The 25,880-nt window shown below is 69.2% G+C and carries 28 protein-coding genes; 13 read left to right on the top strand and 15 right to left on the bottom strand.

Annotated elements, in window-relative coordinates:
• The 3 genes from F3T56_RS17485 to F3T56_RS17475 form a co-directional block, all read right to left on the bottom strand.
• On the bottom strand, window positions 1-1,165 hold a 1,165-nt coding region (locus F3T56_RS17485), incomplete at its 3' end, for an NADH-quinone oxidoreductase subunit C (protein ID WP_149826095.1).
• Window positions 1,162-1,836 carry an NADH-quinone oxidoreductase subunit B gene (locus tag F3T56_RS17480; RefSeq protein ID WP_149826094.1) on the bottom strand — a complete coding sequence of 225 codons (675 nt, stop codon included), beginning with the start codon at window positions 1,834-1,836 and terminating at the stop codon, window positions 1,162-1,164. The genes F3T56_RS17480 and F3T56_RS17485, both read right to left, overlap by 4 nt.
• Complete coding sequence (locus F3T56_RS17475) at window positions 1,827-2,249, bottom strand: NADH-quinone oxidoreductase subunit A (protein ID WP_149826093.1); 423 nt, start codon at window positions 2,247-2,249, stop codon at window positions 1,827-1,829. Before F3T56_RS17475 ends, F3T56_RS17480 begins: the two co-directional genes overlap by 10 nt.
• A 299-nt stretch (window positions 2,250-2,548) precedes the next feature.
• Between F3T56_RS17475 and F3T56_RS17470 the strand changes: the two genes are divergently transcribed.
• The 5 genes from F3T56_RS17470 (at window position 2,549) to F3T56_RS17450 (ending at window position 10,464) form a co-directional block, all read left to right on the top strand.
• Window positions 2,549-3,778, top strand: coding sequence for a sensor histidine kinase (locus F3T56_RS17470; protein ID WP_149826092.1), 1,230 nt, complete (start codon window positions 2,549-2,551; stop codon window positions 3,776-3,778).
• Between the two features lie 414 nt (window positions 3,779-4,192).
• On the top strand, window positions 4,193-5,524 hold the full coding sequence (locus F3T56_RS17465; RefSeq protein WP_149826091.1) for a sensor histidine kinase: 1,332 nt from the start codon (window positions 4,193-4,195) through the stop codon (window positions 5,522-5,524).
• Between the two features lie 894 nt (window positions 5,525-6,418).
• Entirely contained in the window at window positions 6,419-7,078 is a 660-nt protein-coding gene (locus tag F3T56_RS17460) for a response regulator transcription factor (protein WP_281291854.1), read from the top strand.
• A 328-nt stretch (window positions 7,079-7,406) separates the two neighbouring features.
• The gene (locus F3T56_RS17455; RefSeq protein WP_149826090.1) at window positions 7,407-9,344 is read left to right on the top strand and encodes a 2-oxoacid:acceptor oxidoreductase subunit alpha; all 1,938 of its coding nucleotides are present in this window, start codon (window positions 7,407-7,409) and stop codon (window positions 9,342-9,344) included.
• Window positions 9,337-10,464 carry a 2-oxoacid:ferredoxin oxidoreductase subunit beta gene (locus F3T56_RS17450; RefSeq protein WP_149826089.1) on the top strand — a complete coding sequence of 376 codons (1,128 nt, stop codon included), beginning with the start codon at window positions 9,337-9,339 and terminating at the stop codon, window positions 10,462-10,464. Before F3T56_RS17455 ends, F3T56_RS17450 begins: the two co-directional genes overlap by 8 nt.
• Window positions 10,465-10,507: 43 nt before the next feature.
• Here F3T56_RS17450 and F3T56_RS17445 read toward each other — a convergent pair whose 3' ends face one another.
• Window positions 10,508-10,954 carry a winged helix-turn-helix transcriptional regulator gene (locus F3T56_RS17445; protein ID WP_149826088.1) on the bottom strand — a complete coding sequence of 149 codons (447 nt, stop codon included), beginning with the start codon at window positions 10,952-10,954 and terminating at the stop codon, window positions 10,508-10,510.
• 91 nt (window positions 10,955-11,045) lie between these two features.
• Between F3T56_RS17445 and F3T56_RS17440 the strand changes: the two genes are divergently transcribed.
• The 3 genes from F3T56_RS17440 (at window position 11,046) to F3T56_RS17430 (ending at window position 14,208) form a co-directional block, all read left to right on the top strand.
• The gene (locus tag F3T56_RS17440) at window positions 11,046-11,900 is read left to right on the top strand and encodes an NAD(P)H-binding protein (RefSeq protein ID WP_149826087.1); all 855 of its coding nucleotides are present in this window, start codon (window positions 11,046-11,048) and stop codon (window positions 11,898-11,900) included.
• A 179-nt stretch (window positions 11,901-12,079) separates the two neighbouring features.
• The gene (gene rarD, locus F3T56_RS17435; protein ID WP_246203666.1) at window positions 12,080-13,054 is read left to right on the top strand and encodes an EamA family transporter RarD; all 975 of its coding nucleotides are present in this window, start codon (window positions 12,080-12,082) and stop codon (window positions 13,052-13,054) included.
• A gap of 185 nt (window positions 13,055-13,239) precedes the next feature.
• A complete protein-coding gene (locus F3T56_RS17430) occupies window positions 13,240-14,208 on the top strand; it encodes a M28 family metallopeptidase (RefSeq protein WP_149826085.1) in 969 nt (322 codons plus the stop codon).
• Between the two features lie 48 nt (window positions 14,209-14,256).
• Here F3T56_RS17430 and F3T56_RS17425 read toward each other — a convergent pair whose 3' ends face one another.
• Complete coding sequence (locus F3T56_RS17425) at window positions 14,257-14,895, bottom strand: hypothetical protein (RefSeq protein WP_246203665.1); 639 nt, start codon at window positions 14,893-14,895, stop codon at window positions 14,257-14,259.
• Window positions 14,885-15,610 (bottom strand): hypothetical protein, encoded by a 726-nt coding sequence (locus F3T56_RS47875; protein WP_342786949.1) that lies wholly within the window; start codon window positions 15,608-15,610, stop codon window positions 14,885-14,887. Before F3T56_RS47875 ends, F3T56_RS17425 begins: the two co-directional genes overlap by 11 nt.
• A 7-nt stretch (window positions 15,611-15,617) precedes the next feature.
• On the opposite strand from F3T56_RS47875, the gene F3T56_RS47870 reads away from it, so the two are divergent.
• Both F3T56_RS47870 and F3T56_RS47865 read left to right on the top strand, forming a co-directional pair.
• A complete protein-coding gene (locus F3T56_RS47870) occupies window positions 15,618-15,869 on the top strand; it encodes a hypothetical protein (RefSeq protein WP_246203664.1) in 252 nt (83 codons plus the stop codon).
• A gap of 228 nt (window positions 15,870-16,097) precedes the next feature.
• Window positions 16,098-16,334, top strand: coding sequence for a hypothetical protein (locus F3T56_RS47865; RefSeq protein ID WP_246203663.1), 237 nt, complete (start codon window positions 16,098-16,100; stop codon window positions 16,332-16,334).
• A 902-nt stretch (window positions 16,335-17,236) separates the two neighbouring features.
• On the opposite strand, the gene F3T56_RS17415 is transcribed toward F3T56_RS47865, so the two are convergent.
• The 5 genes from F3T56_RS17415 to F3T56_RS49295 all read right to left on the bottom strand — a co-directional run bounded on the left by F3T56_RS17415 (window position 17,237) and on the right by F3T56_RS49295 (window position 20,504).
• Window positions 17,237-17,926 (bottom strand): hypothetical protein, encoded by a 690-nt coding sequence (locus F3T56_RS17415; RefSeq protein ID WP_149826083.1) that lies wholly within the window; start codon window positions 17,924-17,926, stop codon window positions 17,237-17,239.
• Complete coding sequence (locus tag F3T56_RS17410; protein WP_149826082.1) at window positions 17,817-18,734, bottom strand: hypothetical protein; 918 nt, start codon at window positions 18,732-18,734, stop codon at window positions 17,817-17,819. The genes F3T56_RS17415 and F3T56_RS17410 overlap by 110 nt, the downstream gene beginning before the upstream one ends.
• Window positions 18,734-19,795, bottom strand: coding sequence for a nucleoside hydrolase (locus F3T56_RS17405; protein WP_149826081.1), 1,062 nt, complete (start codon window positions 19,793-19,795; stop codon window positions 18,734-18,736). Before F3T56_RS17405 ends, F3T56_RS17410 begins: the two co-directional genes overlap by 1 nt.
• A 116-nt stretch (window positions 19,796-19,911) precedes the next feature.
• Window positions 19,912-20,169, bottom strand: coding sequence for a hypothetical protein (locus tag F3T56_RS17400; RefSeq protein ID WP_246203670.1), 258 nt, complete (start codon window positions 20,167-20,169; stop codon window positions 19,912-19,914).
• On the bottom strand, window positions 20,163-20,504 hold the full coding sequence (locus F3T56_RS49295) for a lytic transglycosylase domain-containing protein (protein WP_281291853.1): 342 nt from the start codon (window positions 20,502-20,504) through the stop codon (window positions 20,163-20,165). The genes F3T56_RS17400 and F3T56_RS49295 overlap by 7 nt, the downstream gene beginning before the upstream one ends.
• 412 nt (window positions 20,505-20,916) lie before the next feature.
• Here F3T56_RS49295 and F3T56_RS17390 point away from each other — a divergent pair, with 412 nt between their 5' ends.
• Window positions 20,917-21,462, top strand: coding sequence for a DUF6668 family protein (locus F3T56_RS17390; protein WP_172638990.1), 546 nt, complete (start codon window positions 20,917-20,919; stop codon window positions 21,460-21,462).
• A gap of 906 nt (window positions 21,463-22,368) precedes the next feature.
• Here F3T56_RS17390 and F3T56_RS17385 read toward each other — a convergent pair.
• Entirely contained in the window at window positions 22,369-22,656 is a 288-nt protein-coding gene (locus F3T56_RS17385) for a hypothetical protein (RefSeq protein WP_149826079.1), read from the bottom strand.
• A gap of 425 nt (window positions 22,657-23,081) precedes the next feature.
• Window positions 23,082-23,282 (bottom strand): hypothetical protein, encoded by a 201-nt coding sequence (locus F3T56_RS17380; protein WP_149826078.1) that lies wholly within the window; start codon window positions 23,280-23,282, stop codon window positions 23,082-23,084.
• Between the two features lie 735 nt (window positions 23,283-24,017).
• Between F3T56_RS17380 and F3T56_RS17375 the strand changes: the two genes are divergently transcribed.
• Window positions 24,018-24,524 (top strand): FolD family protein, encoded by a 507-nt coding sequence (locus tag F3T56_RS17375; RefSeq protein ID WP_149826077.1) that lies wholly within the window; start codon window positions 24,018-24,020, stop codon window positions 24,522-24,524.
• Window positions 24,500-24,796 carry a hypothetical protein gene (locus F3T56_RS17370; RefSeq protein WP_149826076.1) on the top strand — a complete coding sequence of 99 codons (297 nt, stop codon included), beginning with the start codon at window positions 24,500-24,502 and terminating at the stop codon, window positions 24,794-24,796. The genes F3T56_RS17375 and F3T56_RS17370 overlap by 25 nt, the downstream gene beginning before the upstream one ends.
• A gap of 5 nt (window positions 24,797-24,801) precedes the next feature.
• Here the strand turns inward: F3T56_RS17370 and F3T56_RS17365 are convergent, their stop codons facing one another.
• Complete coding sequence (locus tag F3T56_RS17365; protein ID WP_149826075.1) at window positions 24,802-25,119, bottom strand: tetratricopeptide repeat protein; 318 nt, start codon at window positions 25,117-25,119, stop codon at window positions 24,802-24,804.
• A 31-nt stretch (window positions 25,120-25,150) separates the two neighbouring features.
• Entirely contained in the window at window positions 25,151-25,864 is a 714-nt protein-coding gene (locus F3T56_RS17360; RefSeq protein ID WP_149826074.1) for a hypothetical protein, read from the bottom strand.
• Window positions 25,865-25,880: the final 16 nt, after the last annotated feature.

The raw sequence follows: 25,880 nt of genomic DNA, 5'->3' as shown, positions 1-25,880 counted from the left end.
GGGTGTCGGGGTCGGGGGTGTCGGGGTCGGGGGTGTCGGGGTCGGGGGTGTCGGGGTCGGGGGTGTCGTTGGGCTGCTTCGGGGTGGGGTCTGCTCCCCGGGTGGGGTCGGCCTTCGGGGTCGGCTCGGGTTCCGAGGGCGGTTCAGCCTTCGGGGTCGGCTTCGGTTTCGGGGTGGGCTCGGGTTCCTCGAAGGCTGGGCGGGCGTGGTGCCAGGGGGCGTCCGTGCTGCGGGGGGTGGGGCGGGGGGTTGCTGCCTGGTCGCCGGAGGCAGGGGCTTCGGGTGGGGTGGGGCGCTGGCTCGCTGAACCATCCGACGCGGTGCGTGCGCGGCGGGGTCCGGTGGGGCGTGTTCGGTCGGGGCGAGCGGGCTGTTCGCCGGGGGTCGGCTGGGCTTCGGGGATCGTGGGCTCGGATGGGATCGGGGGCTGGGTGCGTTGGGTTGCTGAGCCCTCGGCGGTGGTGCGGGTGCGGCGCGGGGGTGCGGGGGTGGTGGTCGGGGGCTGGGTCGCGGAGCCCTCTGCTGCGGTGCGGCGGGGCGGGCGTTCGCCGGTTGCTGCGCGGGGGCCGGTGCCTCGGGCAGGGCGGGTGGGGGCCGGAGGGAGTTGGCCCTTCAAGGGGCCCCATTCGTTGGGGTCGGGGACGCCGGGGGGCAGCATTTGCCGGCGCTTGGGGCCGCCGTGTTCGGATTCGCCCGGTTCCTTGGCGCCCGGCCAGGCCTTGGCCACGCGGGCGGCCAGGACGAAGTCCTTGCGGAGGGGGTGGCCCTCGAAGTTCTCGGGGAGGAGGAGGTGGTCCAGGGCGGGGTGGCCCTCGAAGCGGACGCCGAACATTTCGTGGGTCTCGCGTTCGTGCCAGGCCGCGCCGGCGTAGACGTCGACCGCGGTGGGCAGGACCGGGGACTCGTGCGGGACCGTGGTGCGCAGGAGGAGGCGTCGGACCGGGTTCAGGGCGACGACATGGGCCGAGACTCGGAAGCCCGTGCCGGGTTCGTCGACCGCGCTCAGCCAGTCGAAGTAGGTGCAGCCCAGGGTGGAGTGAGCGGTGCGCAAGGCCTGGGTCCAGGAGGTGGGCGGGACGTCCACGGTGAGCACCTCGTACGACTCCTCGGCCGTGGCTTCGGGGCCGAAGAGTTCCTCGGCGGGGGAGGGGAGCCAGCCGGTCATCGGTCGGCCTCCCCGGTGCCGCTGGCTGGGCGGGTGCCTGATGTGGGGGTCGGGGGCTTTACCAGGGCGCTTTGCAGGGCCGTCGTCGAAGGGGGGGTGGGGGTTGAGGTGCCGTAGCGGTCGCCCAGGGATTCTCGGGCGATCTTTTCCTGGAGTTTGAGGATGCCCTGGAGGAGGGCCTCGGGGCGGGGTGGGCAGCCGGGGACGTAGACGTCCACGGGGATGATCTGGTCCACGCCCTTGGTGACGGAGTAGGAGTCCCAGTAGGGGCCGCCGCAGTTGGAGCAGGCGCCGAAGGAGATGACGTACTTCGGTTCGGGCATCTGCTCGTAGAGGCGCTTCACGGCCGGGGCCATCTTGTCCGTCACCGTGCCCGAGACCACCATCAGGTCGGCCTGGCGGGGGCCCGGCGCGAACGGGATGACGCCGAGGCGGATGAAATCGTGGCGGGCCATCGACGCGGCGATGAACTCGATCGCGCAGCAGGCGAGGCCGAAGTTGAAGACCCAGAGCGAGTAGCGGCGGCCCCAGTTCAGGATCACCTTCATCGGCTCGGGGGCGAGGCGGGCGAGGGCGCCCAGCCGTTTCGGCTCCGGCAGCAGCACCGGTTCCGGTTCCGCGGGGGCCGCGGCGGCGGGCTCCGGCGAGTTGGTTTTTGGCGTCACGTCCATGTCAGGACGCCCTTCTTGTATGCGTAGAGCAGGCCCACGGCCAGGAAGCCGAGGAAGACGAACATCTCCACGAGCGTCGTCGCGCCGTAGCCGGGGGCGGCGAAGACCGTCGCCCAGGGGAAGAGGAAGATCGAGTCGATGGCGAAGATGACGTAGAGGAAGGCGTAGACGTAGTAGCGGACCTGGGTGTGGGCCCAGCCCTCGCCGACCGGGTCGACTCCGCACTCGTACGTCAGGAGCTTCTCGTGAGTGGGGACCTCGGGGCGCAGCAGGCGTCCCGCGCCGAAGGCGATGGCCACGAAGAGCACGCCGATCGCGGCGAGCAGTCCGACCACCGAGTAGGACTGGAAGTAGTCCGCCGCCACGATGTACTGCGCGTCCTCCGCCGCGGCGGTCACGGTCGGTTCCGGCACGTCCGTCCCTCGCTCCCTGACCTGGCGACCTGTACGTACGCGCGATGCGTGCGCCATACATACGCCGCTGTTCGACGATCTGTACGCACGGGAGTCTAGGCCCTGCTAAAGAGACCGTAAGCAGGTCGTCACGGGTCGGCATGCGGGGGGGTGGGCCCGCCTTCCGTCGCCGCCCGTGTGGAGAGGGGCGGGGCGGGCGCTGCGGTGGGTGGGTTTGCCTTGAGGGTGGGGTTTTCCCCAGGGGATCAGGGCGGTCCGCCTCATGGCGCGGGTCGGGGGCCGCCGGGCAGGGTGGGGGTATGACCGCTCCGTACTCCTCCTCGACCGGGCCAGGACGGCCGTACGGTCGGCCGTTGCCCTCCCGTCACACGCCCTCCGATCCGTTGCCGCCGCCGTGCTTCGCGTTCGAGGGGCGGACGTGGAAGGAGATCGCGCATCTGCTGGTGAACCTGCCGTTGGCGCTGCTGGGGTTCACGTATGTGATGACGGCGTTGTTCACCAGTGTGTTTCTCACGTTGACCGTGATCGGTTTCCCGTTGCTCGCCGCCGCGCTGATGGGTGCGCGGCAGTTGGGGCGGCTGGAGCGGATACGGGCTCGGAAGTTGCTCGGGGTGCGGGTGGACGAGCCGAGTCCGTTGCCGTTGCGGGGTGGTGGGGAGGGGTTCTTCGCGCAGGTGTGGATGAGCGTGAAGGATCCGGTCGGTTGGCGGTCGATGCTTTATGAGCTGATCCGGATGCCGTGGGGGGTCGCCACGTTCACGATCACTCTGGTGGGGTTGTTCGTGGCGTGGCCCGTGCTGCCGTATGTGGTGCGGGGGCTGACGAATGTGGATCGGGTGATGGTGCGGGCGCTGTTGTCGCCGTCCGACGAGCTTGAGCGGCGGATCGCTGAGCTGGAGTCGGATCGGGGGGTTGTTGTTGATACCGCTGCCGCTGATCTGCGGCGGATCGAGCGGGATCTGCATGACGGGGCTCAGGCTCGGCTGGTGAATCTCGCGATGGGGCTGGGGCTGGCCAAGGAGAAGCTGTTGGAGGACCCCGATGCGGCTGCCTCGATGGTGGCGGAGGCGCATGGGGAGGTGAAACTGGCGCTGCAGGAGTTGCGGGATCTGGCTCGGGGGATTCATCCGGCGGTGCTGACCGATCGGGGGCTGGATGCGGCGCTGTCCGCGGTGGCCTCGCGGTGTACTGCGCCGGTGAAGGTGACCGTTGAGTTGGTGGAGCGGCCTGCTGCTGCCATTGAGGGGATCGCTTACTTCACCGTGTCCGAGTTGTTGCAGAACGTGAGCAAGCACAGTGGGGCGCGGTCTGCGGCGGTGGATGTCTGGCGGTCGGACGATCGGCTGTTGATTCAGGTCTGGGATGACGGGCGGGGAGGGGCTGGGGTCGACGGGGGGACGGGGATCGCTGGGCTGGCGGAGCGGTTGGACGCGGTTGATGGGCTGTTTGTGATCGACTCGCCTGTTGGGGGGCCTACGACTATTACGGCGGAGTTGCCTTGGCGGGGGCGGGGTGCCTCCGGCGGTTGAGGCCGGCTGGGTGCAGGGCGTTGGGGCGGGGCGCGTGCTGCCGGTGGAGGGCACGGAGCCGTGTCGGTACGTCTGCCCGTCGCTTGGTGCGGGATGCCTCCGGCGGTTGGGCCAGGGCGCGTGCTGCCAGTGGAGGACGCGAGGCCGTGTCGGTACGTCTGCCCGTCGCTTGGTGCCCTACTGCTCGGGGTTGATGGGCTGGGGTTTTCTGGGCCGCTCTACGCGACGGGCATGACGTACCGGCACGGCCCCTTCCGTCGGCTTGCGGCTGGCCCGCCGTCGTGGTCGTCATGGCTGGGGTGGGGAAAACCCCCGTATGCAGACGGCTACTTGCTCCATGGTTCGGGGGGTCCGGGGCCAGCAGGGTGGGAGTACGACATCCGGAGTGCGGGACGAGTAGAACGGACGGCGTCAATGGCCACCGAGTATGGACATGGGTACGAGAGCTGGGGCGGGGAACGGCGGCATCGGGTGCCGGCGGGAGTGCGGGCGCCGTTCGAGGGGCGGAGTTGGCGGGAGCTCGGGTATGTGGTGCTGGGGCTGCCGATCGGGGTCGTGATGTTCACGTACGCCGTGACGATGCTGTCGGTCGGTGCCGGGCTGTTGATCACGTTTCTCGGCGTGCCGGTGCTGGCGGCGGGGCTGGCCGGGTGTCGCGGGCTCGGGGCAGTGGAGCGGGCTCGGGCTCGGGCGCTGCTGGGGGTGCGGGTCGCCGAGCCGGAGCCGTTGCGGCCCAAAGGGCGCGGGGTGATGGCGTGGATGGGGGCCGTACTGCGGAGTGGGGCGTCCTGGCGGCAGCTGTTGTACGCGGTGGTGCAGTTTCCGTGGGCGGTGTTCTCGTTCGTAGTGGCCGTGACCTTCTGGGCGTACGGGTGGACGCTGCTGACGTATCCGCTGTGGTTCTGGGTGTTCCCCGTGTGGGCCGGGCAGGACGGGTTGCAGTTGTACGGGGACGAGACGCACGCCGTGTATCTCAACAATCCGTTTGAGGTGACCGTGACCGCGCTGGTGGGGCTGCTGTTCACGATGGCCACGCCGTGGATCGTGCGGGGGTTGACGATGGTCGACCGGGGAATGGTCGTCGCGTTGCTCGGGCCTTCGCGGCTGGGGGCGCGGGTGGTGGAGCTGGAGTCCGATCGGGGGGTTGTCGTTGATGCCGCTGCCGCTGATCTGCGGCGGATCGAGCGGGATCTGCATGACGGGGCGCAGGCTCGGCTGGTGGCGTTGGCCATGGATTTGGGGTTGGCGAAGGAGAAGCTGCCGGAGGATCCGCGGGCTGCGGCGCGGATGGTCGGGGACGCGCATGGTGAGGTGAAGACCGCCCTGCAGGAGCTGCGGGATCTGGCACGGGGGATTCATCCGGCGGTGCTGACCGATCGGGGGCTGGATGCGGCGTTGTCCGCTGTGGCTTCGCGGTGTGCGGTGCCGGTGGTGGTGGATGTGGAGTTGCCGGCTCGGCCCGTGCCGGCGATCGAGGGGATCGCTTACTTCACGGTGTCGGAGTTGTTGCAGAACGTGAGTAAGCATGCGGGGGGCGCTTCGCGGGCGACCGTGGATGTGTGGAAGGTGGATGACCGGCTGATGCTTCAGGTCATCGATGACGGGGTGGGGGGCGCGGATGTCGGGGGTGGGTCCGGGTTGGCGGGGTTGGCGGAGCGGCTGGGGGCGGTTGACGGGATTCTTGTCGTTGACTCGCCTGTTGGGGGGCCTACTCGGGTGACCGCGGAGTTGCCTTGGCGGGCGTGAGGGCGTCGCTGCGGGCGGGGTGAGGGCTGGGGGAGGGTTGCGCTGGCGGGTGGAGCGCGGATGGGGGGCCGGTTGTTTCGGCTGGCGCGTCCAGGGTTCTGGCTCTGGGCGCGCCTCGGGGTTGTCCGGCCGTCGATCGGGTGCAGGCGGGAGTTTCTCGCCCCCGCCGCCCCTACCCGTCCCTCCCCCACTCTCGGCTCCGCTCGAGCGGGGGACCCCCATCCAGGGGCTGCCGCCCCTTCGACCCCGTACCGACACGGGGCTCCGCCCCGGACCCCGCCAGGGGCGCTGCGCCCCCTGGACCCCCGCCAAGTTTCCGGGTCCCCCCGCTTCCCTGGCCCCCCGCAGAGATTGCACGCGCTGCGGCCTCGGACACTCGCTGAGGTTGCGGGCGCCTTGCGTCCGGCCCGTCGCGTTCGACGCCGGTTCCGGGCCGCCGGCCGAGGCGCCGAGGGCGGCGGACTCCCCGGCTGAGTTCGCCCGCCCGAATCTCCGCCGGCTTTACCCGCTCGTCCCCACCGACTCCTGAGCCCTCCCACCCCACCGATTCGTTGGGCTCCCCCACCAAGCCTGGGGCCCCACGGATTCCTTGAGGTCCCCCACCAAGCCTGGGGCCCCACCAATCCTTGAGCTCCCCCGAGCGGTCTTTGGGCTCCCCGCCTGCCGCCGCCCCACCCACCCCGGCTCCCCTCCCCGCGCACCGGCATGCAACCGGCCCGCACCGGCGACAACCAGCCACTCCCCCGCTCCTCGTAGCTCATTCCCTTCGGAATCGCGTTGGCGGAGCGCCCCGGCATTCGGTTGCTGGAATGCTGATGGTGTTGTGCGGGTCGGGCCAGGGTGGTCGGCGGCTTGGGTGTGGTGCTGTGGGGGGACGGGATCGTGGAGGACAGGGTGCGGGTGGTCATCGCCGAGGATTCGGTGCTGCTGCGGGAAGGGCTGACGCGGCTGTTGACCGACCGGGGGCACGAGGTCGTCGCGGGGGTGGGCGACGGGGTCGCGCTGATCAAGACGATCACGGAGTTCGCCGCGCAGGGGGATCTGCCGGATGTCGTCGTGGCCGATGTGCGGATGCCGCCGACGCATACGGATGAAGGCGTGCGGGCCGCCGTGCAGCTGCGCAAGCAACATCCGGAGCTCGGGGTGCTCGTGCTGTCGCAGTACGTGGAGGAGCGGTACGCCACCGAGCTGCTCGCCGGGTCCAGTCATGGCGTCGGGTACTTGTTGAAGGACCGGGTCGCCGAGGTGCGGGAGTTCGTGGACGCGGTGGTGCGGGTGGCCCGCGGGGGTACCGCGCTGGACCCCGAGGTGGTCGCGCAGCTTCTCGGGCGGAGCCGGAAGCAGGACGTGCTCGCGGGGCTCACCCCTCGGGAGCGCGAGGTGCTGGGGCTGATGGCGGAGGGGCGGACCAACTCGGCGATCGCGCGGCAGCTCGTCGTGAGCGACGGTGCCGTGGAAAAGCACGTCAGCAATATCTTTCTGAAGCTCGGCCTGTCCCCGAGCGACGGCGACCACCGGCGTGTTCTGGCGGTCCTCACCTACCTCAACTCTTGATCCTCTGACAGGCTGTCAGATGGCCCCGTTCGCAGTGTCAGCGGGTTCGTCGGGTTGGTGGATTCTCCGGGTCAGTGGGTTCCCAGGAGCAATCAAGCATTCGTCCAGTACCAGAACCGACAATCATCGGGGAGCGTCTTCAGGAGCAGTCGCAGGGGGCGTAAAGCATGCCGAGAATCATGATGAGTCAGGGCGTCCGGCAGTCTCAAACCATCATCGATCAGTTGAAGGGCCCGGGGAAGATCGGTCTCGCCGACGTAGGGTTGGTCTTGGGAAGGCCGGCGGGACGGCCGTTCCCGGACAGCCGCCTCAAGGGAGGTCCAGTTCAGTGACCAGCCAGGTCAGCAGCCCAGCGGAGCAGGCCGACGAGGCCGTTTTGGGAGAACTGAAGGAACAGCGCAATCCGGCGGGGACGAAGGGCGTCCGTCGACTCGATCGGGTGATCATTCGGTTCGCTGGCGACTCCGGTGACGGTATGCAGCTCACCGGTGACCGTTTCACGTCCGAAACGGCGTCTTTCGGGAACGATCTGTCGACCCTGCCGAACTTCCCCGCCGAGATCCGCGCCCCTGCCGGCACCCTCCCGGGTGTGTCCAGCTTCCAGCTGCACTTCGCCGACCACGACATCCTCACTCCGGGTGACGCGCCGAACGTGCTGGTCGCCATGAACCCGGCGGCGCTGAAGGCCAACATCGGCGACGTACCGCGCGGTGCGGAGATCATCGTCAACACGGATGAGTTCACCAAACGGGCGATGCAGAAGGTCGGGTACGCGACCAGTCCGCTGGATGACGGGTCGCTGGACGGGTTCAGTGTTCATCCGGTGCCGCTTACCACTCTCACTGTCGAGGCACTCAAGGAATTCGACCTCACCCGCAAGGAGGCCGAGCGCAGCAAGAATATGTTCGCGCTCGGCCTCTTGTCTTGGATGTACCACCGGCCGACCGAGGGAACCGAGAAGTTCCTGAAGGGCAAGTTCGCCAAGAAGCCGGATATCGCCGCGGCCAATATCGCCGCCTTCCGTGCCGGGTGGAATTTCGGGGAGACCACCGAGGATTTCGCCGTCAGTTATGAGGTCGCGCCGGCCTCCACCGCCTTTCCCGTCGGCACGTATCGGAACATCTCCGGGAATCTGGCGCTTTCGTACGGGCTGGTCGCCGCCTCCCGGCAAGCGGATCTGCCGCTCTACCTGGGGTCCTATCCGATCACCCCGGCCTCGGACATCCTGCACGAGCTGAGCAAGCACAAGAACTTCGGTGTGCGGACCTTCCAGGCCGAGGACGAGATCGCCGGCATCGGGGCCGCACTGGGGGCCGCCTTCGGGGGTTCCCTGGCAGTGACGACCACGAGTGGCCCGGGTGTGGCGCTCAAGTCCGAGACCATCGGGCTCGCCGTCTCGCTCGAGCTTCCGCTGCTCGTGATCGACATTCAGCGGGGTGGGCCGTCCACGGGGCTGCCCACCAAGACCGAGCAGGCGGATCTGCTCCAGGCCATGTTCGGACGGAACGGGGAGGCGCCGGTTCCGGTGGTGGCGCCCCGTACGCCGGCCGACTGTTTCGGCGCCGCCATCGAGGCCGCCCGGATCGCCCTCACCTACCGGACGCCCGTCTTCCTGCTCTCCGACGGTTATCTGGCCAACGGGTCCGAGCCCTGGCGGATCCCCGAGCTCGATGAGCTGCCGGATCTGACCGTGCAGTTCGCCCAGGGGCCGAACCATGCGCTCGACGACGGCAGCGAGGTCTTCTGGCCGTACAAGCGCGACCCGCAGACCCTCGCCCGGCCCTGGGCGATCCCGGGCACGCCGGGTCTTGAGCACCGGATCGGCGGCATCGAGAAGCAGGACGGCACGGGCAACATCTCGTACGACCCGGCCAACCACGACTTCATGGTGCGGACGCGGCAGGCGAAGATCGACGGGATCGATGTGCCCGATGTGGAGGTCGACGACCCGGACGGAGCGCGGACGCTGGTGCTGGGCTGGGGGTCGACGTACGGGCCCATCACCGCTGCCGTACGGCGGCTGCGCGCGGCCGGGGAGTCCATCGCGCAGGCCCATCTGCGGCATCTCAACCCCTTCCCGCGGAATCTCGGCACCGTGCTGAAGCGTTACGAGAAGGTGGTGATCCCCGAGATGAACCTCGGGCAGCTCGCCACGCTCGTCCGGGCGAAGTACCTGGTCGACGCGCACTCCTACAACCAGGTGAACGGTATGCCGTTCAAGGCGGAGCAGCTCGCCAAGGCGCTCAAGGAGGCCATCGATGGCTGAGACGTCCACGGAAGGCTCGGGTACGGGCGGCGGCGCGATCGAGGCGCTTTCCCTGGTGCCCAAGGCCGAGGCCAGGCAGTCCATGAAGGACTTCAAGTCCGATCAGGAAGTGCGCTGGTGCCCCGGCTGCGGCGACTACGCGATCCTGGCCGCCGTTCAGGGCTTCATGCCCGAGCTCGGCCTCGCCAAGGAGAACATCGTCTTCGTCTCGGGCATCGGCTGCTCGTCCCGCTTCCCGTACTACATGGACACGTACGGGATGCATTCCATCCATGGGCGGGCGCCGGCCATCGCCACCGGGCTCGCGACCTCGCGGCGGGATCTGTCCGTGTGGGTCGTCACCGGCGACGGGGACGCGCTCTCCATCGGCGGCAACCACCTGATCCACGCGCTGCGGCGCAACATCAACCTGAAGATCCTCCTCTTCAACAACCGGATCTACGGGCTCACCAAGGGCCAGTACAGCCCGACGTCGGAGGTCGGGAAGATCACCAAGTCGACGCCGATGGGCTCTCTGGACGCGCCCTTCAACCCGGTGTCGCTGGCCGTCGGGGCGGAGGCGTCCTTCGTCGCCCGGACCGTCGACTCCGACCGGAAGCATCTGACCGAGGTGCTCCGGCAGGCCGCCGCCCATCCGGGCACGGCGCTCATCGAGATCTACCAGAACTGCAACATCTTCAACGACGGCGCCTTCGAGGTCCTCAAGGACCGGCAGCAAGCCGAGGAGGCCGTGATCCGGCTGGAGCACGGCAAGCCGATCCGGTTCGGGGATGGGGGCACCTCCCGCTCGAGCGAAGCCGAGAGTGGGAGAGGGTCACGGGGGGTCGTACGGGACGAGCTGACCGGCGATCTGAAGGTCGTCACCGTGACCGAGGAGAACGAGGCGCGGGTGCTCGTGCACGACGCGCACTCCCCGTCCCCGACCACCGCCTTCGCGCTCTCCCGGCTGGCCGACCCGGACACCCTCCACCACACGCCGATCGGGGTCTTCCGGTCCGTCGAACGGCCTGTCTACGACACCCAGATGGCCGAGCAACTCGACACCGCCATCGAGCAGTTCGGCAAGGGTGACTTGTCGGCGCTGCTTGCGGGTGGGGACACCTGGACGGTTGTCGGCTGAGCAGTCTGCGTGTGCCTTGCGTGTTCCGAGGCCCGGGTCGCGGTCAGGCCCGGGCCTCGTCGTACGCCTGGCGCCGCTGCTCGTCCGCCTGACGGCGTCGCTGCTCGTCGTACGCCTCGCGCGCCTGCTGTACGTCGTCGATGCGGTCCTTGGTCCAGGCCGCCAGCGTGCGTACCTGCTCGGCGGCCTCGCGGCCGAGGGCGGTGAGGGAGTAGTCGACGCGGGGCGGGATGACGGGCTTGGCGTCGCGGTGGACGAGGCCGTCGCGTTCCAGGGTCTGCAGGGTCTGGGCGAGCATCTTCTCGCTGACGCCCCCGATGGTGCGGCGCAGCTCGCTGAAGCGGTACGAGCGCTCCAGCAGCTCGATCAGGACGAGGACGCCCCAGCGGCTGGTGACGTGCTCCAGGACCAGGCGGTGGGGGCACATGCCCTCGACGGGGTCCGTCTCGTACTTGCTCACGGACTGAGTCGACTGCTTGCTTACGGCCATGCCAGTACCTTACTTCAAAGTGGGTACTTTCGATGAGTTAGCGCCTCCTCTAGGGTTAGTGCCGCACCCGCCCCCTGGAGGAGTTTTCACCATGAGCATCGTCGTCACCGGAGCCACCGGACACCTCGGCAAGTTCGTCATCGAGGGACTGCTGGAGAAGGTTCCGGCCGAGCAGATCGTCGCCGTCGTCCGCAGCGAGGAGAAGGCCGCCGGGTTCGCGGCGCGCGGCGTGAAGATCGCCGTCGCCGACTACAACAGCCCCGAGACCTTCGACGGCGTCATCTCCGCCGGTGACAAGGTGCTGCTCATCTCCGGCAGCGAGGTCGGCAACGACCGCGTCGGCCAGCACAAGGCCGTCATCAACGCCGCCAAGGCCGCCGGTGCCGCGCTCCTCGCGTACACCAGCGCGCCGGTTACCCTGACCGCCGCGCTGGCGGACGACCACCGTGGCACCGAGGAGGCGCTGCTCGCCTCCGGTCTGCCGTACGTGCTGCTGCGCAACGGCTGGTACCACGAGAACTACACCGAGAACCTCGCGCCGGTGCTGGAGTACAACGCCGTCACCCACGCCGCCGGTGAGGGCCGGGTCTCCTCCGCGAGCCGCGCGGACTACGCGGCCGCCGCGGTCGCCGTACTGACCGGTGAGGGCCACGAGAACAAGACGTACGAGCTCGGTGGCGACGTCGCCTGGAGCTTCGCCGAGTACGCGGCCGAGATCGGCAAGCAGACCGGCAAGGAGATCGCGAACAACGCCGTCACCGTCGAGGCCTTCGCCGGCATCCTGACCGGCGCCGGGCTGCCCGAGGGGCTCGCCCAGATCCTGGCGGGCGTGGACGCGTCCGTCGAGAAGGGCGAACTGGTCGTCTCCAGCGGCGACCTGAACCGTCTGATCGGCCGCCCGACCACGCCGATCGCGGACTCGATCGCGGCGGCGCTGAAGGCCTGACCCTGAGCATTGGGGCCGTGCGCCCCGGTGGCCGGCCCCGAACTCCCCCTCGGGGTGCCGACCCCCGGCTGTCATGACCGTATCGCGATACGGGTATGACAGCCGGGGGCTTTCGGCGTTACCTTCGTGGGGTTTGGGGTCGCGAGCGCGCGGCGCCCGGGGCGAAGGAGGAGGGGGCCGTGGCGGCGGAGTCGAGGAGCGAGCACCGGATAGGCCTGCTGAACGGCTTCGCGGCGTACGGGATGTGGGGGCTCGTCCCGCTCTTCTGGCCGCTGCTCCAGCCCGCCGGATCGGTGGAGATCCTCGCCCATCGGATGGTGTGGTCCCTCGGCTTCGTCGGCCTCGCGCTGCTGGTGCTCCGGCGTTGGTCCTGGGCCGGTGAACTGCTGCGGCAGCCGCGCAGGCTCGGTCTGGTCGCGGTCGCGGCGGCGGTGATCACCGTCAACTGGGGCGTGTACATCTGGGCCGTGAACAACGAGCAGGTCGTCGAGGCCTCGCTCGGGTACTTCATCAACCCGCTCGTCACGATCGCCATCGGCGTCCTGCTCCTGAAGGAGCGGCTGCGCCCCGTGCAGTGGACGGCGGTCGGCGTCGGCTTCGCGGCCGTCCTCGTCCTCACCGTCGGGTACGGGCGGCCGCCGTGGATCTCCCTCTGCCTCGCCTTCTCCTTCGCCACCTACGGGCTGGTCAAGAAGAAGGTCGACCTGGGGGGTGTCGAGTCGCTCGCCGCGGAGACCGCGATCCAGTTCCTGCCCGCGCTGGGGTATCTGCTGTGGCTGGGGTCGCGGGGGGACTCCACCTTCGGCGGGGAGGGCGTCGGACACGCGCTGCTCCTCGCCTCGACCGGCCTGGTGACCGCGATTCCGCTGGTCTGTTTCGGGGCGGCCGCGATTCGGGTGCCGCTGTCGACGCTGGGGTTGTTGCAGTATCTGGCGCCGGTGTTCCAGTTCCTGCTGGGGGTTCTGTACTTCGGTGAGGATATGCCGCCGGAGCGGTGGGCGGGCTTCGCGCTGGTGTGGCTGGCGCTGTCGCTGCTGACGTGGGACGCGCTGCGGACGGCGCGGGGGGCTCGGGGGCGGTTGGAGGAGTTGGGGGCGACGGAGGCGACAGCCGTGGCGGTTGCACCGGCGGCACCGGCCGACGCGAAGTCCTGAACGGACGTCCGGGACACCTCACGTTCACCTGACCCTCCGGTATGCGTACTCCCCTGTCCAAATACCGCTCTTGACGGAGAGTCAACCCCACCCGCACCATCCAGGCACCTCATTCACCCGGATTCGCCATGGACACGCCAACTGCGCTGCCCCGTGGTGGGTCCTTGGAATTCGGAGCCCCCCACATGAAGCTCTCTGTTCCAGTCACCGTTCCGGTCACCGGGCGTGCCGCGGTCGCCGTAGCCGTCGCGGTGGCCACGCTGTTCACCACGGGGTCCATAGCCGGGGCGGCCCCTGCCGCCGAGCCGGTGGCCGCCGCCGCGCCCGACCTTCCCGTCGCCAACGTCAAGGCCCACCTGACCCAGTTCCAGTCCATCGCCACCGCGAACGGCGGCAACAGGGCGCACGGGCGCGCCGGTTACACGGCCTCCCTCAACTATGTGAAGGGCAAGCTCGACGCGGCCGGCTTCACGACGACCGTGCAGTCCTTCACGTCCGGCGGCCGTACCGGGTACAACCTGATCGCCGACTGGCCCGGCGGCGACAGCGACCAGGTCCTGATGGCCGGCTCGCACCTCGACAGCGTCTCCTCGGGCCCCGGCATCAACGACAACGGCACCGGTTCGGCCGCCGTACTGGAGGCCGCGCTGGCTGTGTCCCGCGCGGACTACCGGCCCACGAAACACCTGCGGTTCGCCTGGTGGGGCGCGGAGGAGCTGGGCCTGGTGGGTTCGCGCTACTACGTCAACAACCTGCCGGCGGCCGACCGCGCCCGTATCAGCGGTTACCTCAACTTCGACATGATCGGCTCGCCGAACCCCGGCTACTTCGTCTACGACGACGACCCGGCCATCGAGCAGACCTTCAAGGACTACTACGCGGGCATCGGCGTCGCCACCGAGATCGAGACCGAGGGCGACGGCCGTTCCGACCATGCGCCGTTCAAGAGCGCCGGCGTCCCCGTAGGCGGCCTCTTCACCGGCGCGAGCCGCACGAAGACCGCCGCGCAGGCCGCCAAGTGGGGCGGTACGTCCGGCCAGGCGTTCGACCGCTGCTACCACTCCTCCTGCGACACGACGTCCAACATCAACGACACGGCCCTGGACCGCAACGGGGACGCGCTGGCGTACGCGGTGTGGGAGTTGTCGGAGTAGGGCGCCGGCTGTAGAGCGGTCTCGACGTCCGTACGTTTCCGGGGTCGGTCAGCGGCGTGGACCCGCGGCCGGCCCCTGCTGCGTGGGGAGGGTCGGCGGGCGGGTGGCCACGGTCGTGGCACGGTGTGCCGTGAGGGCGTGGGCGTGGGCCGGGGTGGCCGTCGTCGAGCGGAGGCGGGACGCGACCGCCGTGGGCACCCGGGTGCCGTGGGTGAGGTCGGCGGTGAACAGGGAGCGGAGGGTGCCGACCCGGGCCACGTGCCGTCGCACGCCTTCCGGGTCGAGGGACGCAACGTCGACACTCAGGGCGGCTCGTACGGCCGCCGGGTGCGTCGGGATGGGCGCGGCGCCCTTCGCGGGGACGCGGGAGGGGTCCAGCCCGGCGCAACGGAGGGCGGCAACGCGTGCGCTCCAGGGGGCCCCGGGGGGCGTACGGGGGTGGAGGGCGCCCGTGTCGGTGCCGTGCTGTTGCCGGGTTCCGCGCGGCGGCTGCCCGAGGGTGCGCCAACTCATCGTGCCGGTGAGCTCGTTGAAGGAGACCTCGGCTCGGGGGCGTACGGGAGGTGTGTGTGCGGTCTTGTGCGGTGAGCGGCGGCGGGCCGCAACGCCGACCGTGCCGGCACCGGCACCGATACCGGCCCCCGCACCAGCCCCGTTCTGGATCTTCTGACCGTGGTCACTGGCCATGGGCGTGTGGGCTCCTCGCGTAGGGGGCGGCGTCGAGGGCGCGGGCGCGTTCGACCAGTCGGCCCATGCGGGTGCGGGCCTTTTCGAGCTGCTCCAGGTCGTCGGCGGCGGGGCCGGCCTCGGCCGCGAGTTCGGTCCACACGTCGATCAGGTCGCGGCCCAGGTGCAGGCCCTGGAGGGGGTCGCGGACCGCGCGCCAGGCCGCCGCCGCGCTCTGGATGTTGCCGTACGCGGCACGGGGATCGCGCAGGTGGTGCCGGAGGCGCGCGAGGTCGAGGGACAGGTGGAAGGACCTGAGCGCGTCGCTGGCCAAGTAGGCGATGTAGGCGGTCAGTTCGCGCAGCCGCAGTACCTCGGGGTGCTGCGGGCCGAGGGCCGCCGTCGCCTGGGCCACGGTCTGCTCGGCCATCTCGGCGGCCTCCTGGATCCGCCCCGCCTTCACGGCCTCGTTGATCCGCGACATGGGCTCCGCGAACGGCGAGGGCGCGCCCCCGTCCGTCTCCTCCGGATCCAGCACCGCCTCGGCCACCGAGTCGAACTCCCGCACCGGGGCGGGCTTCGGACCGGGGTCCTCTGCCGCCATGTTCCACTCGGGAGCGGAGTACGGGTCGGACGCGGACTCCTCCGGAGGGGCCAGGGCGGGAGGTGCGTCGGCGGGTTGGGGGGACGTGGGCGCGGCTTCCGGGTTGGCCTCGTGGATCGGGGTCGGGGTCACGGCGGGCATGGAGGCGGGCAGCGGGGTCGGCGGTGCGGCCGGGGGCCAGGACTGCGGCTCCGACGAGATCGGCTTCGGGGCACTGGGCGGAACGGCATCCCTGGGTCGGGCGGGCACCTGGACCGGGGTCGAGGGCTGGTTCGGGGGCCACGGCCGGGGCTCCAGGGAGATGGGGCCGGGTGCCGAGGTGTTCGGGGTGTCCCGAGAAGGCGTCTGGGCCGTGGCTCGGCTCGGTTGCCAGGCCGACGGGGGCGACTGAGCCGGGGGCGAAGACAGTTCGAGGCTGGGGGTCGGTTCCGTGACCGGGCCGAACACGCCCGTTGGGGGTGCGACGGTACCCGTGAACGAGGGCGCGTCCTGGGCCGCCTCGGGCTCCACCGGCGCGACGGGACTTTCGAAAGGCGCCTCACCGTGGGCAGACTCGGGTGTCAAGGGGGTGTTGTCGGGAGGGACCGGGATGCCCGGGAGGGTCAGAGGGAGGTCCGGTGTGCGGGGCGGCTGTGCGAGAGGGCCGTCTTTCGGTTCCGGCACCCTGCGCAGTACGAACGTCGACGGCGGGACACCGCCGACCGCAGGCACCGACTCCGCCGGCTTCGCCGCCGTAAGCGGCATCGTCCGGGGCTCTCGCTTCGGTCGCTCCGGCGCCGCAGGAGCGACCGACTCCGACGTGGCCGCCGGCTTCGCCGCCGACAGCCGCAGCGTGCTCGGCTCCCGCCTCGGCTGAACAGCGGGGTCGACCGGTTCTGGTCCGCCCAACTGGTCGGGTACGTATGCGGCTTCGGAAGCCACCGGCACGGCCCTAGGTGCCGCTTCGGGCGCGGGCGGCATGACGGGGGCAGGCCCCGGCAAGGCCACCCCAGCCGAAGCGGACCGCTCAACTGCCGGGCTGGGCACGGGCCGCACCTCGTACTCGTACCGCACCCCATGAGCGGCCCGCTGCGCAGGCGCCGCGTCGGGTTCGACCGCTCGTTCCGACATAGCCGGTGCCGCCGATTCCGGTACGGCGCGTAGTACATGGGTCGACTTGTCGCGACGCGGAGACTGCGGTGCGGCCGACGACGCTGCTGGAACCGGAATCTCCGACGGCCGCTCAGCCACGACCGCGGGCGCAACCGCGGCCCCCACCGGCCCTTCGGCAACCGACACGGGGGCGCCCCACGGCTCTCCCACCCGCACCGGCTCACTCGCGTACCGGCTGGCCCCGTCCACGCACACCTGCAACGGCACCACGTATCCGATCCGCTCATCGTGGACCGTGGCGTGTACGGGGTGACCGGTGGCACGGGCGATGCGGTGGAGGTGGCGAAGGACGGCGTCCTGGATCTCCTCGCCGTAGGCAGCGGCGACCGATACGCCGCCGATCGACGCGGTCCCCGCACCCGGGCCGGCCGCGCGGACGCGGACGTCGATCGGCACCGCCGCCGGGGCGGCCGAAGACGCCGAGTGCCGCTGTTCCCGCTTCTTCTCTCGGCTGGGTCGACGCATCTGTTCCCTCACTCTGATGTGCCGGGGAACTGGCCCCACGCTTGAGACCAAGTCTCCCCGGCTCGCTCACGGTTCACGTCACCATGGCGTCACAGACACGTCCCAGAAGCCCGGCTACGGCTCTGCCTGTGTGGCGAACGGTCAGCGCTTCGGCCCGCCGTTGTCGGTCCCCGGCGGTGGTTTCCCGGGCTGCCGGGGCACCCGCCAGGGCCGGGTGCCGACGGTCTTGCCAGTCTGCTGGTTCGACGAGTTCTGCGAGCCGGAGATCCCCGGAGACCTTCCCTTGAGGTGGAGTCCCGCCGCCTTGCTTATCGACGTTCCCGCGCCGCCGGCCTGCGGTGAGAAAGACGCACCTGACGTGGCCACGATCCCGCGCAGGTGCTCCTGCGGTGTCTTGCCACTGCCCGGCGCCGGCGTGGTGGCGTCCTTCAGGAACTGCTTCTTCTCTTCCAGGCTCTTCAACTGGCTGAACCGTTGCCAGAACGGTTCGGCCGCCCGCTGGTCCACTCCTGCGTGCTTCAGTGCCTTGTCGAGATCCTTGACGACGTTCTTGTCGACGCGCCGGGCGAAGCTGTCCAGGACAGCCGCAAGCCTGCCATCGGTCTGGCCGTCCCGAGACACCCAGGACCGCACCTGGTCGGTGAACTTCTCCCGCGCCTGCTGGAGTTCCCCCTTCCAGTCGCGCCCAGCATCCCGGATCCGGGCTGCCTCCACCGCGCTGTCATGAACGGCGAGTATGGCGGCCACCTTGACGGCTTCGCGTACCTTCGGATCGCGATACTGCTCCGCGACGAGCGCCGGATTGATACCCACCAGCGGCTGCTGGTCCAACTGTTGAGGTAACTGCTGAGGGCCCTGCACAGTGACGCTCCGGGGACTGCCCATCGGCCCGTGCAACGTCTCTTCGATGACACCGAGCGCGTCCTTGGTTGCCGAAGGTCTGCGAACGCTGCTCCGGCAGATACGGCTGAGGAAGCCCCTGCCAGACGGCGTCCGGCTCCTGGTGCAAGACGTAGCCCTGCTTGGCTTCGGGATGTGGGTCGTCCGGAGAGAGCGCCAGAAACGCGTACCTGCCCTGGATCTCCGTCTGCGGATAAGCCGCGGACATCAGTTCCTGAACCGTGCCCTTGAAGCTGGTGTCCACCACGGTGACCGAACTACCCGGAAGCCCCATCGGGACTCCCGAGGCTCGGAGGTAGTGCGTGAGGTGCTGGTACGAACCGTCGACGTCCGCCGGATCCACCTTCTTGCGGGCGCCGCGGAAGGCATCGGCCTCCGGAAAGCTCGCTCCGTCGTTCTTCTCCAAGTCCTGAAGCGCGGCGTCGACCACGGCCCTGGACACCACCACCTCGCGGCAGTGCCGGTCGAAGAACTCCGGATCGAGCCCGCGCACTGCTGCGGCGAGACTGTGGCCGTCCCGGCCGAGGAAGGCGATCACCCTGTCCGGGTTCTGCCGGACGTCCGACCGCAGGTCGTCGAGCATGTCCGCGGCGATGGACACCATGAACGGACCGCTGTGCTCGCGGAAGGCCGCATATGCGTCCTCGACCGCCTGCCGCTGTGCGGGGTCCGTGAAGCCGTAGGCCGCGTGGACATCGGCCACCTGGCCATACAGTTCGTCAACGGGGCGCAGTGTCATCAGGTGCCCTCTTCGGACGGCTTCCAGGCCGGGTCCAGCCGTTGTGAGAGCCAGCGCATGAAGGAGGGGTACCGGGCGGACAGGCTCAGCCAGACCGGCCCGCCGGCCTCGGAGCGGGTGGTGCGCCCGATGCTGTCCACCGCCACCGGCATCTTGTCGAACTCGACGAAGGGCATTTGGAGCGCGGCCGACAGGGTCAGTGCGTCGTGCTGGATGGTGCCCGGGGGGAAACGTTCGAACCACTGCCGCATGTGTGCCACCACCAAGGCCGCCCAGGCAGGTGCATCCGGTGCGGCAAGGGCCCTGTGGACCGGATGGTCGACCGTGATCTCGATGGCCGAGGTGAAAGTGACCTCGGAGGTGACGAAATGCGGCGTCGGCAGCAGGCCCTTGCCCACCGCGTCGAAGACCCTGTGCACGGACGGCACGTCCAGTCGGAAGTTGTGCTCGGCCCGGCTGGGGTCGCGGTAGTTCAGGGCCCCGCCCATCTGGGTGACGTGGAGCCGGGAGGCCAGTTCGGGGGCGGCTTCCAGAACCAGTGCGAGATTGCTGAGAGGGCCCATGCCGACCCACTGCACGGGCCCCGGCGCGGCCGCACACACGGCGCGCACCGCCTCCACCACGTCAGCCGACTGGCGAGGGACTTCGTCGGGCACCAGCCCGTCCGCACAGAAGTACCGGGTGTCCCCGAGGGAGACACCCGAAACGACCGCGACATCCGTACGACCGATCAGGTCCAGCAGAAACCTGGCGAACCTCGCCCTCGCTCCGTAGCCGACAGCCGGTCCGGTCTCGTCGCTGGTGAGCACCAGGGCCAGCCGCGGCAGGGAACGGGCCGCGACCGCGACCGCCAGTGCGTCGTCGGCATCCCCGCCGATGTCCGTGTCGATGATCACTGGCGCCGAGCGGAGGTCCTCCGGCCAGTTCCCGGTGGCCCGCATGCGGGCACTCAGCGCGGCCAGGCCCGATCCCGGCAGGGATTCCCCGGACTCGACGATGGCACGCCACTCGGCTCGGATGTCCTCTCGGGAAACAGGTTCGTCGTCACGGCTCTCGCCCATGTCTACCTTTCTTTCCATTTCGGCAATGTCGCTGTCCTCCGCCTGGACCGGCGAGGGAGGGAGGAACGGCAGTCTAGAAAACGCCGGCCGAACGGACGCGGTGGCGGGTGTCACGGTCACTGGCCATGGGCATGGGGCTTCGGTGTGTAGGAGTCGTCCGCGAAGACGCGTGCGCGTTCAGCGAGACGGTCCATGCGGGCGCGAGCCGCGTCGAGCTGATGGATCTCGACTGCGGCCGGGCCGCCGTCGTTGACCAACTCACTCCACAGCCCGATCAGTTCACGCCCGAGGGCCAGCCCCTGCGACGGGTCCCGCACGGCTCGCCACGCGGCGGCCGCGCTCTGCACATTGGTGGGCGCCGGAGCTATCAGCAACTTGATGTGGGCGACATGGTCCGGGGCTCGGTATACGGGGGGAATGCTGCCGTATTTCTCAACAGCTCCCGGCCCGGCGTTGTACGCGGCGAGCGCCAGGTCGAGGGCTCGCCGGACACCTTCCCGGCCTTCTCATAGCGCTCGACCCGCTCCGCGAGATCGCAGTCGTAGCGCCCCTGGGCCATAATCGCGTCGCCCGGGTCGTACGGCGACGCGCTGCCGTTGCCGTCGTCGTCCCTGCCCCAGGTCTTCCAGGTTCCGGGCATGAACTGGGACAGTCCCTCGGCACCCACCGGTGACCTGGTGTTGGGATTCCGGCCGGACTCGGCCTCGATCTGGGCCGCGATGACGGCCGGTTGATCGCGTCACACTGCGCACCGGCCTTGAGAACCCGCGGGACGTACTGGGCAGGCACCGTATGGTGTTGAGGCCACCGCGGACGCCGCTCCCTTCGGCAACGGCGTCATCTACGCCCCCCCACCCCGACCATCGTGATCAGTGGCACGATGACCGTCGCGATACCGCCACCCACGACCCAAGGGGTGGCGCTTCCCCAGCTCTGCGCCATCCGCTCCCCGCAGCGTCAAGTTGTAATGTGATACGGCCGGTTGAGTCTCACGGGGTAGCAGCCTTCGCGTAAGTAACCATTCGGCCATGGAATTGGCCCAAGGCATCCCGTGGCGCCAATCCGCCAATCCGCGATGATCAAACCGTAAACCGTTAATCAAACTTGAGGGGGACTTGGCGGTGAAGGAGAACGCCCCGGGCGGACCGGAGATCTGGCTCCGAGGGCCGGTCACCACATCCGATCAATCGGCGCCGGCTCCGCTCGCCGCGGAAGCGCCCTCAACTCCACCCCGGTTGGCCTGGGTGGCCGCCCACGGAGGAGCGGGCGCCTCGACGCTGGCGACCGTCTTCGGCGGGATCGACGCAGGGCGCACTTGGCCCCGTCCCGACCAAGGGAGGTCGCACTCCGTCCTGTTGGTGGCCCGTACACACGCGGCCGGTCTGCAGGCGGCGTCGTGGACGCTCGATCTCTTCCGTCGCGGCGAACAGCCACCAGGGCTGGAGCTCGTCGCCGTGGTGCTGGTCGCGGACGCGCCGGGGCGCCTGCCCCGCCAACTGCTCCAGCGCATCAAGGTGATCGGTTCGGCGATCGAGGTCCACCGGGTGCCTTGGGTGCACGCTTGGCGGACGGGGGATCTCACCGCCCCTCCACCACGGGAGACAGCCAGGCTTGCATCCCTGGTCACTCCGCCCGGACAAGAGACACACACGATGAGCGACCGATGAACGTCTGACTGACGTCGACCACCCTGGCGTACGAACCGCCGCCGGATGTGTTCACTTCGCGGGAGAACGACGCGGGGCTGCATATCCCCGTTCGACAGGAGCGTTGAGGTGAGCTGCACAGGATACGGGGTCCTGGTAAGACAAGGTCATGCGACCGGACGCGGTGCGGGAGCTGGTGCACGAGGAACCCGCGGTCGACGTCCTGCAGTGCTGTTGGGGAGCGATCGCTTCGCGACTACGTCAGGCGATACGCCGCAGGTGAGATTCTGCGGGAGGAAATGCTGGACGGTTGCGTCCTGGCACTTCGAGGTGGAGGACCGGGACGAGGCGCATCCCGAGCCCAGCCACCAGGACAACACGCTGTCCGTCGTGGCCGGAGAGCGTCTCCTGGGACGGCTCACACGTGAGGACGTGGAGGAGATCCACCGCCGACGCACGTCATGCGACGCATGACAGACCAGGGATACAAGGCTCTCTATGGCGAACTACAACGCCGTATGGGTCCCGGGGGCGACCTCTCACCCGGGCCCCAGGACACCTTCAGCCGCTTCGCCCGGGGTGAGCTTTGGGAGCCGGAGCGCGAGCGGCTGCACCTCGCTGTACTGGAGCAGTTCAAGGACAGGTGCCAAGGGCTCCCACGCGATGGCCATGCGGCGCTGCTGACGGCCGGAGCGCCGGGCGTCGGCAAGGGCGGCGCGCGCAATCCAACTTCGCACAGTGGCGGGGTCAGGACTCCGAGCTGGGCCGGGAGCTGATGCGGGTCCACGGCGTGGATCTGAGCGGCTATGTCGCACTGGATCCAGATCAGTTCAAGGTCGGCATCTTCGAGCATGGCGGCCTGCCGCAACTCGATTCCGGTCATGCGCCTTCCCGAAGGCCGCCAACTGCCCCCCCCTCGGAGATGCCTCACTGATACACCGCGAATCGGCCTTCCTTCAAGACCAGTTCGAGATTTGGGCGCGCGGTGAGGGTTACAACCTCCTCCACGACGCCACCCTCAAGAACTCCTGCCTCCTCACCGACCTCCAGCGGGAGGGCTACGAAAAATGTGTTGTCCTCTCCGTCGAGGTCCCGCTGGAACAGTGCCTTGCGCAGAACGCCGCTCGCTGAGAGGCCGGGCGCACGGAGTTCGACGCCGGACGGGACATATATGGCGGCCGTATGGCTCCAGAGGGAATGATCAAGGATCTGCACATACAGAGCAGTTCGAGTCGCGGTTACTCCATCGGGCGGGACAACGCCGAAAACCGGCCGAACGTGGGCTCGTCACTGGACTGATCACCTCCGATCGAGGCGATTTTAGGCAAGTGGGAGACAATCCCTCCACGCCGGCTGCGGCTCAGGCACCTCCGGCCCAAGCCCCGGCTTTCCAGGGGGGAGACAGCACCGTGCGAATCTCCGCTGCCAGCAGGCTGCGCTCGGCCAGTGGTACAACCGCTCCCGCTTCCCCCGCCCGCGCACCAGCCCTCGACGCCCCCTCGTCTTCCGAACCAGCCCAGGAATCAGGGTCCGCACCACTGACCAACCGCACAAAGGAACACTCATGAGTTCGAGCAGGAGTCAGTACTGGGAAGACATCGTCGACTGGCCGGCACCGGCGGGCTGGCCGGGCACACACCCTAGTGCGGGCCGTGCACTCCGCCACCACCGGCCGGGTCGTCGCGGTCGTGTCCGAACTGGCGAGCAGCCCCGACGACCGGGGCATCACCGATGACTTCGGCAGCGTCGCGGACGCCGTACTGCCCGTCCTGCGCCGGGCGTTCGGCACCGAGCCGGTCGAGGTCCTCTGGCTCGCCCACTTCGGCGAGCTCTCGTACCACGACCCCACCGGACGGAGTCCTTCACTCAGATCACCCTCACGGCAGGCCCGGAAGGACACAGCGACGACCTCCAGGGCGACCGCACCTTCACCGCCCAGGACATCGAGGAACTCATCGGCCACAAGCTCGGCCCCGTCCCGCAGGTACTGCCCGCATCAACCACGAGGCGACCCGGGGGTGAGGTGACGGATGACCCAGCATGTGTCGGGGCGCGAAGTACTGTGCCGGGCCAAGGATTGAACGCCCGTACCGGGACGTCGTGGCCCCGACAGGACAGCGGGTGGCGACCATCCGCTTCCAGCCTGCGGAGAACCATCCGCCCGACTGGAAGTGAAACTGGAGACGTCGAAGGTCTTCGCCGAGCAGAGGGTAAAGAGCTTCGGGCACCTCGGCTTCCATGTAAAGCACGTGGTGATACCGCCCCGGCACGACACATGCGTCGGTTCGCCGAGGCGCTGGAGCGCGCCAACCAGGATCCCACGACCCGGGCGATCACCGTGCAGTTCCCGCCGCCGGCCCATCTGCAGCCGCTCGTCCAGCGGATGGACCCGGCCAAGGACATCGACGCGCTCACCAAGGGCCGCTCGCCCTACAACGCGTGCGCCACTGCCGAGGGCATCTGCCGCGTGGTCGAGCCCTTCGCCAAGGACGACCCGGTGATCGCAGTGGTCGGCAGCAAGGGGTCTCGTCGGCCGGGGCGTCGTCACCACCCTGCGCGAACAGGGCCACCCGTTCATGGAACTCGACGTCGGCGACGATCTACGGCGGGTACGCGACGCCGACATCGTCGTCTCCGTCACCGGCACCCCAGGCATCCTCGGCCCCGACCACCTCCGCCCGCACCACCGGTTCGTCGTCGACTCCGGGTTCGTACCGCAGCCGGACGGCAGCGTGAAGGGGGGCGTCCAGCGGGCCGCGTACGACATCTCACAACACCTCACCCCGGTGCCCGGCGGCATCGGCCCCGTCGAGATGGCGACGCTCACGTCGGCGTATGTGACGGCTGTAGTGGCCGTCACCCCGAAGGGGCCTGTGGCAACCAACAACTTGGGCGGGTTTGGCGTCAAGGGTGGATGGGCCTCCCAGGACATCGCGCTGAAGGAAGCTGACCCGGGAAAGAACTCCAGCGGCGGGTACGTGAGCGGGAACTTCGCTGCCGTCCGCACCGGCTTGTTCCTCGCCCACCGGAAAGCCGATGACGACTCGGACACCGGCTGGTGGTCCGCACACGACCTGACCTGAACACCGGCCGTCTCCTGGCCAGTACGGCGTGCGGCGAGGGGGACACGGGCGACGTGGCCGACGCCGTGGCCTCCCCGAACGATCGCTACCTCGGCCTCAATTCCGTCATCTTCGACGTCAAGTCAGGCCTCTGTCTCCAGGGCGACGACACGCGGCGGACCATCAACATCCGTTCACTCCTGAACGACGGCATCGTGTATGGACAGACCGACGCCGACAACGGAGGCAAGTCCGCGATCGAGCTGAACGTGAATACCAACTCGCCCAACTGACCGTTTCACAATGAGTCGGGCCGCGAGGTGTTCACCCTCAGCATGGCTTCCAGCAGGTTCTGCGTCGGGGCGCGGAAGACGTGGTCGGGCTCGGCGGCTTCCACCGCGGACCTGGCGAGGTTGATCGCTTCGGCGAGATCCGTCGCCGAGCGGGTGCGGTTGAAGCGGCGCGACAGTGCGTAGGCGAGGTCGTACTTCATGGCGGTGTGGTCGAGGAGGCGCGCACGGTCGGCGCCGAGCGCCCGCCTCTTGACGTCTATCGCCCGGTCCAGATCGGAGTCGGCGCCGACGCGTTCGAATCGGTTGAGCAGGGAGTCGCCCAAGCCGCTCAGCCATTTGACGGCGGCTTCGTCATCAACAGGCGCTGCCGCGGCCGGCTTCACAGCACTCGATCACCCGGTCCAGATCCGCAGGGTCGGCAGTGGCCGCCAGCCGGCGCCTGAGCGCCTGCACCAAGGTGGAAAGAATGGCTTCTCGCTGGTCGACGGCACTGGCCAGCGCCGCCTCAAGCAGTTCGATGGACTGGTCGAGATCCTCCGCCGAGCCGCTGTCCTCGAACCGGAGCATCAGCATATGGCCCAGATTGGCGGTCATCGCGGGACGGAAGGGGTGGTCGGGAACGAGGTGTGTCACGATCTGCTGGGACAACATGATCGCGCTCTCGACCTCAGCCGGGGACTTCGTCCCGGACGCCCCCTGTTGGAATGAAGCGGCTGCGGGCACCGCCCGTTCCGCGAGTGCGGGGAGCATGGGCTCCGGGATGTCGTCCAGCCCCAGGACGAAGGGCAGCTCGAACAAGGCCAGCGCGGCATCGTAGTCGCCGTGTCCCTCGCCTTCGGGCACCAGTTGAGACCGGTACCAGCGCAGCGTGCCCAGCAGGTGCTGCGCGACGGCCGTCATGCTGACATCGATGTCCGCGCTGCCCTCTGCGAGTATCGCGTCGAGCTGCAGCACTTCCGGGAGATCGCCTGACGTCAGGACTGTGCGCAGGTCGCCGGACGCGGCCGCGCTTTCCATCTTCGTGTTGATGAGGTGGATCAGTTCCCACACGTCGTCTTGTCTGCTCATGCCCCCAGACCTTGGC

Origin of the sequence: Streptomyces tailanensis (assembly GCF_008386495.1) — a bacterium.
Taxonomy (GTDB): domain Bacteria; phylum Actinomycetota; class Actinomycetes; order Streptomycetales; family Streptomycetaceae; genus Streptomyces; species Streptomyces tailanensis.
The sequence above is the reverse complement of the archived record's forward strand: the minus strand, read 5'-3'. Positions and strand labels throughout refer to the sequence as shown.